At 47.6% G+C, this 11,858-nt stretch carries 10 protein-coding genes; 5 read left to right on the top strand and 5 right to left on the bottom strand.

Going from position 1 to position 11,858, the window contains the following annotated elements; genetic code table 11:
• Positions 1-24 precede the first annotated feature (24 nt).
• Together KNP06_RS02205 and KNP06_RS02200 are read left to right on the top strand one after the other, a co-directional pair.
• A complete protein-coding gene (locus tag KNP06_RS02205) occupies positions 25-582 on the top strand; it encodes a TetR/AcrR family transcriptional regulator (RefSeq protein ID WP_214711167.1) in 558 nt (185 codons plus the stop codon).
• 122 nt (positions 583-704) lie between these two features.
• Entirely contained in the window at positions 705-1,103 is a 399-nt protein-coding gene (locus KNP06_RS02200; protein ID WP_021066236.1) for a cytidine deaminase, read from the top strand.
• Between the two features lie 36 nt (positions 1,104-1,139).
• Here the strand turns inward: KNP06_RS02200 and KNP06_RS02195 are convergent, their stop codons facing one another.
• Both KNP06_RS02195 and KNP06_RS02190 read right to left on the bottom strand, forming a co-directional pair.
• The gene (locus tag KNP06_RS02195) at positions 1,140-1,856 is read right to left on the bottom strand and encodes a polysaccharide deacetylase family protein (protein WP_214711149.1); all 717 of its coding nucleotides are present in this window, start codon (positions 1,854-1,856) and stop codon (positions 1,140-1,142) included.
• Between the two features lie 129 nt (positions 1,857-1,985).
• Positions 1,986-2,744: an MBL fold metallo-hydrolase gene (locus KNP06_RS02190; RefSeq protein WP_214711150.1), complete on the bottom strand. Its 759-nt coding sequence runs from the start codon at positions 2,742-2,744 to the stop codon at positions 1,986-1,988.
• A gap of 118 nt (positions 2,745-2,862) precedes the next feature.
• On the opposite strand from KNP06_RS02190, the gene KNP06_RS02185 reads away from it, so the two are divergent.
• Positions 2,863-3,270 carry an Lrp/AsnC family transcriptional regulator gene (locus tag KNP06_RS02185; RefSeq protein ID WP_214711151.1) on the top strand — a complete coding sequence of 136 codons (408 nt, stop codon included), beginning with the start codon at positions 2,863-2,865 and terminating at the stop codon, positions 3,268-3,270.
• Positions 3,271-3,309: 39 nt separating this feature from the next.
• On the opposite strand, the gene KNP06_RS02180 is transcribed toward KNP06_RS02185, so the two are convergent.
• Positions 3,310-4,029 (bottom strand): GntR family transcriptional regulator, encoded by a 720-nt coding sequence (locus tag KNP06_RS02180; RefSeq protein WP_029594765.1) that lies wholly within the window; start codon positions 4,027-4,029, stop codon positions 3,310-3,312.
• 146 nt (positions 4,030-4,175) lie between these two features.
• Between KNP06_RS02180 and KNP06_RS02175 the strand changes: the two genes are divergently transcribed.
• Together KNP06_RS02175 and KNP06_RS15455 are read left to right on the top strand one after the other, a co-directional pair.
• Entirely contained in the window at positions 4,176-5,525 is a 1,350-nt protein-coding gene (locus KNP06_RS02175; RefSeq protein WP_214787740.1) for a 6-phospho-alpha-glucosidase, read from the top strand.
• A 62-nt stretch (positions 5,526-5,587) separates the two neighbouring features.
• A complete protein-coding gene (locus tag KNP06_RS15455) occupies positions 5,588-7,150 on the top strand; it encodes a PTS transporter subunit EIIC (protein WP_353048583.1) in 1,563 nt (520 codons plus the stop codon).
• 51 nt (positions 7,151-7,201) lie between these two features.
• Here the strand turns inward: KNP06_RS15455 and KNP06_RS02165 are convergent, their stop codons facing one another.
• Positions 7,202-7,471 carry a hypothetical protein gene (locus KNP06_RS02165; RefSeq protein ID WP_214787738.1) on the bottom strand — a complete coding sequence of 90 codons (270 nt, stop codon included), beginning with the start codon at positions 7,469-7,471 and terminating at the stop codon, positions 7,202-7,204.
• A gap of 35 nt (positions 7,472-7,506) precedes the next feature.
• Positions 7,507-11,757 carry an Ig-like domain-containing protein gene (locus tag KNP06_RS02160; protein ID WP_214787735.1) on the bottom strand — a complete coding sequence of 1,417 codons (4,251 nt, stop codon included), beginning with the start codon at positions 11,755-11,757 and terminating at the stop codon, positions 7,507-7,509.
• Positions 11,758-11,858: the final 101 nt, after the last annotated feature.

Below are 11,858 nucleotides of genomic sequence, written 5' to 3'. Positions count from 1 at the left end.
ATAACTGTTGAGAAGAATGTGCGAATCATGAAGCCGGACTTGCGTGTTATCAAAACAAAACGAGCGCTCCATGAGGCGCTCGTCGAATTATTGAGGAATCGTCCGCTCGAACAAGTGACGATTTCGGAACTTTGTCGTGTGGCAAATGTCAATCGGGGCACGTTTTATTTGCACTATGCCCGGGTCGAGGACGTATTCGAGGAGTACTTCCAAGAGATCACCGCCGACCTCGCCAAGTCGTATGAGGAGCCGTATCGTCATGTGAAGCTGCTCAATCCGCGTGAGCTTGAACCGTCGACAATCCGTATCTTTCATCACGTCCAGACGTACGTCGACTTCTATCGCATCGTCTTCTCGAAAAATGTGCCGCTCGCGTACTATTACATGTTGTTCGACGAGGTGCGCAAGTTGCTCCTCCGCGACACGGCGGCGCACAAGCAAGATGAGATTGACCATGAGTTTTTCTGTTCGTATCAAGCGAACGCTATCGTCGGGATGATCATCCATTGGGCCGAACGTGATTTTACAGTTGAATCGAATGAGATGAACGAACAGCTGGCAAGAATTTTGCGACTAAAGTGAAAGCGTCATCAAAAAGTCGTTGACTTCCCAGTCGATTGAAGTGTATGCTAAAAATCCTGCCCAAAAAAGAGAGGCCGGGAACTGGCATCAGTTCATTATGAGTCAGAGAGGAACATGATCCCATGAACCAACAACAATTAGTCGAGCGTGCCCGCCAAGTGAAAGAGAACGCCTACTCCCCGTATTCGAACTTCCGCGTCGGAGCAGCGCTTCTCATGAAGGACGGAACGGTCATCGACGGCGTCAACGTCGAGAACGTCTCGTTCGGTGCGACGAACTGTGCTGAGCGTACGGCCATCTTCACAGCGGTCGCGCAAGGTTATAAAAAAGGCGACTTCGAAGCCGTCGCGGTGTCAGGTGACACGGTCGACTTCTTGCCGCCATGCAGCATCTGTCGCCAAGTGCTCGTCGAGTTCGGCGACCCGGACTTCAAAGTGTTGCTCACGAACGGCAACGCCGACGTGAAAGAAGTGACGCTGGAAGAGCTCGTCCCGCTCGCATTCACAGAGTTGGAGATGTAATAGTAATGCCCCGCATCCATCGATGCGGGGCATTCTTTATTGATTCGGTTCCCACGGATTGAAAAAGTTGTACGGGGGATGTACCCCTTCTAACGTCCGGAACTCATAATTGCGTTCTTTCACATAGCGGATAATCGTATCGAGCGCTTTCGGTGTCATCGAGTGATCGTGTGCCAAGATGATCGAGGCGATATTCATCTCGAAATTTGCCTCGAGCCGGTTGAACACACGCTGCTCGATTGGCGCGTTGTCTTTCTTATAGATGTGATCGAGACTGCCTACGTTCCAGTCCCAAATCTCAAAACCAGCCTCGTCCATCGCTTGCCAGTGCGCAGGCGTCATGCCTGCGTCACTACCGTAAATCGTACGAGCCATATTCGTATGAATGCCGGTCACTTCATAAATGAGACGTTGCACGTCCTTCATCTGACGCACGGCCGTCATCGGCGACGCGTAAAACTCCTCGCGCACGTGTGTCATCCCATGCAAGGCGATCAGATGGCCTTCAGCAACGATGCGTCGGATGAGGTGCTCATTTCCCTTGATATTCTTCCCAAGGATGAAGAAGGTCGCCTTCACCCGATGCTTCTTCAAGACGTCAAGCAACGCTCCCGTCTTCCGATTCGGCCCGTCATCGAGCGTCAAATAGATGAGACTGCGGTCGTTATAAGCTTTCGGTTTCGGGATCGCCGCCTGAGACAGGGAGCTGATTAACAAAAAGATAGACATGAGCAAAATGACGCGTTTCTTCATCCTAACAAAACTCCCTCGAGGCAAAAAACGGGTGACATGGCATCGGTATGAAGCATAGAATACCACAAACAGGAGTCAAAGATGAAGCTAAAAATGCCCCTGATGTGGAAGGTCAGGGGCATCGTTTCGTTAGCGTGAAATCGTCTCGCCGTCTTCAGGAACGATGAGTCGATCGGCGAAGTTGTGTGATGCCGCATAGGCACGTAAGTCAGGACGCGACAGCTTCCAATGATTGACCGCTTCCATGTGGACCGCGATAATCGTCGCCGACGGGGCCGCCTCGTGAACATGGCGGACGTCCTCTTCGTTCATGACGAGCGACCCGCCTTCGACGAATTGGTTGTCCCCGGCGTTGACGACGATGACTGCTGGTTGATGCGCTTGAATCGTCTTGGCGACTTCGTCATACCAGACCGTGTCACCGGCGACATAGAGCGTCTGTTCCGCAGGGTGGGTGAAGACGACACCGCACACGAGACCGGCCATTTCTAAAATCGGACCGCGACCGTGCTCCCCGGCTGTCTTCGTGAGGTTGATTCCTTCGAATGCTGTCGTGTCGCTCAACACGGTCACGTTCGTGAAGCCGTCGCCTTCGATGACAGTCAAATCGTCCTCGTTTTGCACGAAGAGCGGGATTGCTTTCGGCAGAACTTGTTTGGCGACCTCGTCGTAGTGGTCGAGGTGCAGGTGGGTCAAGATGACGGCGTCGATGCCTGTCAGAATGTCATCGATCGCGATTGGCAGGTCGGCCAATGGATTAGCGTCTTGCCGTGCCGAGTTCGGGAACGGGGGATAGGCGCCCTTCTCCCCGAGGAATGGGTCGATGAGGAACGTCTTTCCGGCGTATTCAACGCGGAGTGTGGCATTACGGATCAGTTGTACGTGCATAGAAAAATCTCTCCTTTTAGCTATAATGTATGTACAGTCTAACAAGCAGCTGTCGTTTCATACATAACACGAATCAAGTGTTTGGACGGATTGGCTTGAATCGTGAAAGGAGTCACCTATGCTCGATCCAACAGATCGCCTCATCATCGAGGCGCTACAGGCGAACAGCCGGATAACGATGAAAGAACTCGGGGCATACGTGCACTTGACCGGGCAGGCGACGGCGACGCGCGTCAAGAAACTCGAAGACCTCGGTATCATCGAAAGATATACGATTCGCGTGAACGAGGACAAGCTCGGGTTACCGGTCCACGCGATGATCACTATCTTTACGTCGAGCACGTTTCACGACCCGTACCTCATGTTCCTCGAGGAACACCGGCCGTATGTTCGCAATAACTACAAGGTGAGCGGGGACGGCTGTTACGTCTTAGAGTGCCGATTCCCGTCGAACCATGAACTGAACGCTTTTTTGGACGGGCTCAGCAAGTACGTCAATTATAAGTTGTCGATTGTCATTAACTGACGAAGGACCTGTGAATCGCTTGATTCACAGGTCCTTTTTTCAATGTCTTCGTCCGGCGCGGATGATGAAGCGGTATTCTTCACTCTTGAAATACGTTTCTGTGAACTCAAACCGACTGCCATCCATAAGAAACGAATAGAGTTCGACTTTGAGTACGGGCGTTCGTTCACTCACTCCGAGCATCTCGGCAATCTCTTTTGTCGGGAGCACCGGGATGAACTCTTGAACGCTGTCCGCAATCTTGAACTGTTTGACTTCTTCGATATAGGCGTACTTCGATTGCGACATCACTTCGTACGTCAAGTCGGGGAACAGCTTTAGCGGCAAGTAAGTGTCCTCGACGATGAGCGGTTCGCCGTCTGCGAATCGTTGGCGCCTCACGTAGAAGACGAGCTCGCCATCTTCGAGTTCGAGTGCCTCTCGCACTTTCTCACTCGGTGGCTGCAACGTGAAGGTGAGCACTTTGTTCGTCACTTCTTTCCCTTCTCGTTTCATGTCTTCGGTGAAGCTTTTTAATTCGTACATGTTGTGTTCAATCTTTTCGGACTGGACGTATGTGCCGCTGCCCTGTCGTTTCCATAAGAGACCTTCCTCTTGGAGCAATTTGACCGCCTGCCGGACAGTCACTCGACTGACGCTAAACTCTTCGACGAGTTGAGCCTCGGTCGGGATCGCCTCACCGGGCGCCCACGTGCCGGACTCGATAAACGTGCGCATTTTGTGGGCGACTTGTTGGTAGAGCGGTGATTTTGCTTTCATGACTGACCCTCCGATTTCGACCTAAATTCATACTTCTAGTATACACAAAGTAAAATGTTTTCAAAAATATTGTTGACGTTTAAAATAATATATATTAAATTTGTATTGTAATCAATAAGATATGTATTCGAAAGGGGAACGCACACATGAAACAAGGACAACGCCTCGTCGTCGTCGGTGGCGGCAGCACGTACACAATCGGTATGATTATGAGCTTGATTGAAGAGAAAGCTCACTTCCCACTACGTTCCATCACGTTTTACGATACGGATGGTGAGCGCCAGGAGCGTGTCGCCAAAGCGACTGAAATCATCTTGCGTGAGCATTACCCAGAGCTCGAGCTGTTCGAGTATACGACGGACAAAGAATACGCCTTCCGCGACAAGGACTTCTTCTTCGTTCAAATTCGAACGGGCGGCCTGGAGATGCGCGAGAAAGATGAACAGATTCCGCTCCGTCACGGCGTGGTTGGACAAGAGACGTGTGGACCGGGTGGGATGTCGTACGGGATGCGGTCGATTGGGGACATGATTGATCTCGTCGCAGACATCCGGCAAGGCTCACCGGACGGTTGGATCTTAAATTATACGAACCCAGCCGCAATCGTCGCCGAGGCGTTGAAGCGTGCCTACCCGAATGACAAAAAGATTTTGAATATCTGTGATATGCCGGCCGCAATCATGGTAAGCTACGCGAAGATTCTCGGCAAAGAGATTTGGGATCTCGTGCCGGAATACTTCGGCCTCAACCACTTCGGTTGGTTCACAGGCATCTATGACAAAGAAGGCAATGAGTTGACGGAAGACATCAAGCGCGCCATCTTAGAGGACGGGTTCATCCCAGAAGACGCAGAGATCGCAAACGACCCATCTTGGATCAAGACGTTCAAGCAAGTCGAGAAGATGCTCACCGACTTCCCGGAATATTTGCCAAACACGTATCTTCAGTATTATTTGTATCCGTCCGACATGGTGGAGAAGGAAGACGTGGAGAACACGCGGGCCCGTCAAGTCATCAACGGCCGCCAGCAACGGGTCTTCTCGATGTGCGATCAAATCATCGCTGACGACTCACTTGAGAACGTGCATCTTGAAGTCGACATCCACGGTTGCTACATGATTCGCGTCGCAGCGTCACTCGCCTACAACAATGGCGACATCTTCATCGTCATGGTGAAGAACGACGGCATCATCGCTAACTTGCCGGATGATGCGATGGTCGAAGTGCCGGCGATGCTCACGAACCGTGGACCGAAGCCGTTCGCTCTCGGACACATTCCTCGCTTCTACAAAGGGATGATTGAAGGACAGCTCGCCTACGAACAGCTCGTCGTCGACGCCTATTTCGAGAACAGCTATGAAAAGGCACTCCAGGCACTCACGCTCAACCGGACCGTCGTCGATGCGCCGGTCGCCCGTCAAATCCTTGACGATTTGATTAACGAGAACGAAAACTATTGGCCGGCCCTCAAACAACGGGAGACGATCGCACGCTAAAGACGAAGGGGAGTTATTCCCCTTTGTTCGTTTTGTGAATTGATAACGCTTACACATGAGGAGTGAATCAAATAAGTCAATGGTTCGGGGTATTTCAAAAATTCGGGAAGGCGCTCACGGTACCAGTCGCGCTCTTGCCGGCGGCCGGTATTTTACTTGGTCTCGGCGCGGCGCTAACAGGTCCGCTTGCAGAAAGTTGGACGTTTTTACAGAACGGGACGGTCGAAGCGATCAGTGCCGGGATGCTTCAAATCGGGTTGAGTATCTTCGCCAACTTGCCAATCATCTTTGCGATTGGCGTCGCGGTTGGTCTGTCCGGCGGGTCGGGAATTGCGGCACTTGCCGCACTCGTCGGCTACGTCATCATGAACACGACGATCTCGATTGCCCTTGGGATCACACCGGAAATGGCGGCTGAGAGCGGGGAGTACGGCATGTTGCTCGGTATCCCGTCACTTGAGACGGGTGTGCTCGGTGGGATCGCGGTCGGCTTGCTTGCGGTCTGGGTATATAAAAAATTCCACACGTTCAACCCGCCAGAGATGCTCGGCTTTTTCGCCGGAGATCGTTCGGTCGGTATCGTCATGGTATTCTTCTCCATCTTGCTCGGTTTCTTTATGATGCTCATTTGGCCGCCGATTCAGACCGGCCTCACAGCGATGGCGAATGTCATCGCGAGTGATGCGACAAATCCGGCTTACGTCGGGTTATACGGAATGCTCGAACGGTTATTGATTCCGACCGGATTACATCACATCTGGTACGCACCGTTCTTATGGACGTCACTTGGCGGCACGGCGACGGTTGGCGGTTCGATTGTGAGCGGGGACCAATATATTTTCCTCGCTCAAATCGCAGAAGGTGTCGACGTGACGGCCGGACGCTTTATGGCCGGTAAGTTCCCGATCGTCATGTTCGGTCTTCTTGGAGCGGCGTTCGCCATGTACCGTCAGGCCGACCCGGACAAGCGTCCCGTCGTGCGTGGCCTCTTGCTCGCAGCGGCAGGGACGGCGTTCTTGACCTGGATCACCGAACCGATCGAGTTCACGTTCTTATTCATTGCACCACTTCTTTACGTCGCGCATAGTGTGTTGACAGGGGTGTCGTTTGCACTCATGTACGCTCTTGACGCCCATATCGGCTGGGCCGGTGGCTCGGGATTGATTGACTATGTCTTGGTGAATGTGTTGCCAGGGACGCCGCGCTGGTGGATGAACCTCGTCGTTGGGGCCGGATTCTTCTTCGTCTATTACGGCATCTTCACGTTCGCGATTAAAAAATGGAACTTGGCGACGCCGGGCCGAGGGGGACAAGAGACGAAACTGTTTACCCGCAAAGACTACAATGAAAAGAAATCAGGAAAGACATCAATCCAAACGACGGCACTTGCCATTCAAGAGGCGCTCGGTGGCCGTGACAACATCATCGATATCGATGCCTGTTTCACACGTCTTCGTGTCGAATTGAAAGAGGTGTCCCAAATCGATGAGGACGAGTTGAAGGCACTCGGGGCAGCCGGGGTCGTGAAAGTGAAAAATAACATCCAGGCCATCTTTGGAGGACGCTCGGATTTGTACAAGAATGAGTTGCTCAAACTGCATAAAGAGATGGACCAAGCGAATTGAAAAAAGAGCTCAACCGATTTACGGTTGGGCTCTTTGTCCGAGATAAAAAGGTTAGTTCGTAACCGACGAGGCACGATAAAATTGAGCGCCTTTGATGAATATCGATGCGACGAGACCGATGGCGAGCGGCAGCGTGATGATGCCAATCCCTTGCTCGGTGACGATCATGTTGCCTTCCTCATAATAGCCTTTCAAGTAGAACAGCCCTGAACCGATCGTCTCGTTCAGCTCGAGCGTCGAGACGTTAAGATACACCATGATGACGAACAATGAGATGACACTGATTGAGACGAATAATTTTGAAAACGATAGCTTGGTCATGAGAACACTCCTTTTAAATTTCATTTTTATTGAAATCACTTCACTTTAATTGTTTTACTCATCGACTGATAACCTGATTTTTGCAAGACGACTTTGACTGTGGTGCCTGTCTTTTGTTTCGGGATCGTTAATCGGTATTGTCCTTTACTATTAACGGTTGCTTTTTTACTGATTGCCTTACTACCTACATAGGCCTGAACAGTCGCAGTTTTATCGGCTGTTCCTGACATGTATGTGTGAGAGCGGGTGACAGGATTCACTGTCAATTTTGAAAAGACATTCAACACGGTCGTTGTTTTGGCACTAGTGACATAACCTGATTTGGTTTGTTTCACTGTGATTTTAGTACCTGCTTTTTGAAGCGGAACTCGAATTTGATACGTTCCTTTCGAGCTAACTTTTACAGAAGTACCAATTTTTCGACTTCCCACATAGGCTGTCATCACCGATCCTGATGTTCCTTTACCCGTCAATGTTGTCATTTTTCGTGTCACTGAATTGACTGTGTGGCCTGTGAAATTGAAAAGTACTTTAGTCTTTTTCTCACTCGAAGCATAGCCCGAACGCTCCAATTTAACGGTAATGTATGTCCCACCTTTTTGTTTCGGAATAGTGAGTTTGAACGTTCCAGAAGAACCGATCTTCACTTTCGAACTGATTGCTCGACCATTAGCATACGCCTGAGCATATGAACCAACCAACCCTTTACCTGAGATATAAGTGTCTGCTGAGTCTATGGCACCCAAAGACCAAGTCGGGAATAAGTTGAGTGTGAAGACATTTGTGGTCTTTGATTGATAACCTAATCGATATCCGTGTAAAGTAATTACCGTTCCAGCGATCTGTTTCGGAACTTGGATTGAAAAAGTCCCATCATTTGATGCAACGCTGGTGCCGATTATTTTTCCGGCCACCGTCGCCTCTATTCTAGTTCCAGCTGTCATTTTGCCTTTGATGAAGCTGTGGGTAGGTAAGAATGGATCTGTCGTGAATTTAGCGAGCTTGCCAAGTACATTTTCCTCTGGAAATTCGTAAATCTGATCACCTACAGCGACTGTCCACTTAATTTTAGTGTGTGGCACACCGGTAGGAACAGCGATTTCAAAATTGCCGTCATAGGACGTTGTAGCTGAATAGTCGCTACCGTTAATGCGTGCTGTTACAACGGCATTTCGCATCGTTTGACCACGGAGGACTGTGATTCCGGCAATGACGGGTTCTGTTGCTAATTTCCGAGGTACTTGAATTTGAGTCTCAATCTTACTGTCGTCTCGTAACATCATATACAAATATTCTTGGTTGAAATCGTAGTCTTTTGCTGGGATGACAAATCTCCCTGTAGCATCCGGTGTGTATAGTCGCTCTTCATTTATTCCTGCGATATAGACTCGGGTTCCTGGTTCAGTCATACCTACATAATCCCCTTGATCCGTACGAGGGATGTCGAGCGACAATAGCTTTGGAGGAGTTGCATCTTTTACGACTACCTCATGGGAATAAGAAATACCTAAAGCGGTTCTAATAACAAATGTCCATACATCACCTGCTTTAAGTGAAGTTGGCAACGTGTGACGTACTTTTCCTTCATAATTTGCCTCGGCCGTAAATTGTTTCTGTCCTTTGTACCATGCCTCTACCGTAGACATGCCCCCAATATTGAGTTCCAAGTGAGTTGTCTGGTCTGTCCAAGAGATGTTCATTGGATTCGCAGGCATATCGGGAGAATCGAATTGTTTCGTCAAGTCATAAAAAATTTGACCATTTTTCGATTTAATGATGAGACGAACAGAATGATCTTTTGGCAATGATGTAGGGAAATACAATGCCGTATTTGTATCGCCTTTTGTTTGTTCTTCTGTCATAGGAAATGTATTTTTGTTTTCATCAATCAGAATCCATTGGTAATATATTTCTTCATATTTCCCAGGATAATAGACAAACGAGACTCGCTTGCGATCAGAGGAAATTGACTGTCTAACTTTACTTGATCCTACTTGCGTCGTAACTTTATCGAGGTTGCCTTTAATAAAAGCGGTAAGTTGATCACCGGTTTCTAAATTCGGAATTATGATATGAGACGTTTCAGTCCATTCAGTATTACGGTGTTCATAGATTTTCCCTTTGTGTTCGACAACAATTGTATCGCCAATTCTTCCGTTTGAGATTAAAACGTAAGGTGCTCCTTCGGTAACGTTACCAATAGATAAGCTATTCTCGGCTTTTGGAATATTAAGCACGATTGGTTTAGATGCATGCCCTTTAGAATCTGTTAACATTAATTCAACTTTGCTGATTTCGTGTGGGTGATTCAGCATGTGGAAGATATGTTCCGTTGAATCAGTGTGCGCTTCTTCAGTCTGAATAACTTTTCCAAGAGCGTCATAAGTTTTCAGTTGGATGGAGACATCTTTTTCATTAAGAGTTAAAAAGAGTGTGCCTGTCATATAGTCATGTGAGCTGACAAAGGGTGCTGTCACGTCTTCGAATACCAAAGGTGTCGTATATGTTTGAGTTTTTTTCTCATTCATTGTAATGAGTTGACTCGGCAATTCACTTGACGAGTTGAGCGGGAGTTCAAACTTACCTGTAGCATCACTCAATGCGCTTGTGCTGGATACATCGGTTGTCACAAGCGTATAAGGTGATGTCGTACCTGTGATTTTTGTGTCCGCATCAGTCAGCGGGTTAATCATCACGTCTCGTCCTGTAATTATATCTTCTACAAAAGTTGATGCGGTTATGCCATCAGAGACGGTCACTCGAAACGCATCATCGTTGTTTAAAGTTAAATCAGGGAAAGAAAAATGATAGATTTGGTCCGACACATCCGTACTCGTTGGAGCATAGGATTGGAAAGTCCCGTTTGATTTTTCAATCACTAGTTTTGCGTCAGGTTTCGTGGTCTTATCGTGTTTTAAAGATATCTTAAAATCATTGTTAGTGATTGAATACGTAGGTATTTCTAATTTTCGAGTATCCGGAATATTTAAATCTATTGGTTTGTAGTACGACATGCTTTCTGAGTTCACTTTGTACCAATCACCGTATTGAGCTTTAGGGATTCGAATCTTAAAATCACCATTTTCATCAGCTCGTTGAGAAAGGTTCTGTAAATGGTTCGTGTTAACGCGAATGATATCGTAAGGTGTTGACTTTCCTTCGATATATAGGTCAGACAAGGAAACTGCTGAAACTTGCAGAGAATTTCTTTTCACTTCAATCGGGATAGTGAAAGATTGTCCTTTGGGTGGCGTGATTGTAACGTGAATCGATGTTGTCTCTTTTTCCAACCGATATGAACAGCTCAACACACCACTGTCCGGAATAGAGCAAGAACCAGGATTTCCGCTAGGCTTAGACAAATAGGTTACTTTACTATTTGGAGGTGCCCATCCATTGATAGAGCGATCACCTTGTTTAAAAGGCGCTACGTAAAAATCAGGGGCTCCAACTTTATCTTTAGGTGAGACAAATTTTATCTTTTCTTGATCAGGAAAAAAGTTTGCTTGGAACGAAAAAATATAATCCCCTGACGCGCCATTAAATATATCCAGCACCCGATTTTCCCCTACGTTCTCATAAAAGAAACCATTTTTGTCGGCTTGAGTAGTCGCTAAAAGATTCTCCCCGTCGGCTTCATAAATTCCAATTTGTAAACCAGGCAACGTGTACCCTTTGAAGATATGCGAGCCTACGAGCATTTTATCTAATTGAAATTGAAACGAATCAGAGGCGTTTAGATCGAAAGTGACAGTTTGAGAAAATGCGTTTTCCGTTGAGCTGAAAGCTTTTACGACTGAGTTTTCCAAAGATGACATAGGAATCGTTAAAGTCTCGTACTCACTAAATACTTCATCGCCAGCCTTTACGTGAACATTCGCACGATAAGAATAAAAGACAGCTTCATTTTTTGAGTTTATACCTAAAAACGAAGGTTCAGAGATACTGCCTTTGATAGTTGGTGCGAAAAATTGACTTTGACTGATTGATCCGGAAGGTTGCACCTCATATAAATGAAAGCCGCCTTTAGGACCGTTAGGAAAAAGAATCTCTACATTTCCGGCCGTGTCAGTGCGGTATTCATCATATGTGTTATTAGCATAGACGCCATAAAGTGTCTCGGCTTTTCCGCTGACTTTAACTTTTGTGGAGTTTATAGAAAATGGTTCGACCGTAAGCGGGTGCTCTTCAGCATGAGTGACGAGTGGAATCGCAATTTGGGTTAAAAAAAGAGTGAAAATAAGTAGAAAAGTTAGCAGGTTCGAATATGGAAACTTTAGGTTCATTTATAAATTCCCTTTCTTAAAATGGAATGAAATACTATTAATTATCATTATACGAATCTCTTCGCAAAACAATTCTTTTTTTAGAAAAGGGTATATGATTT

Origin of the sequence: Exiguobacterium sp. s21 (genome assembly GCF_018617975.1) — a bacterium.
Taxonomy (GTDB): domain Bacteria; phylum Bacillota; class Bacilli; order Exiguobacteriales; family Exiguobacteriaceae; genus Exiguobacterium; species Exiguobacterium mexicanum_A.
Note: the sequence above shows the minus strand (reverse complement) of the source record. Positions and strands in the feature narration are given on the sequence as shown.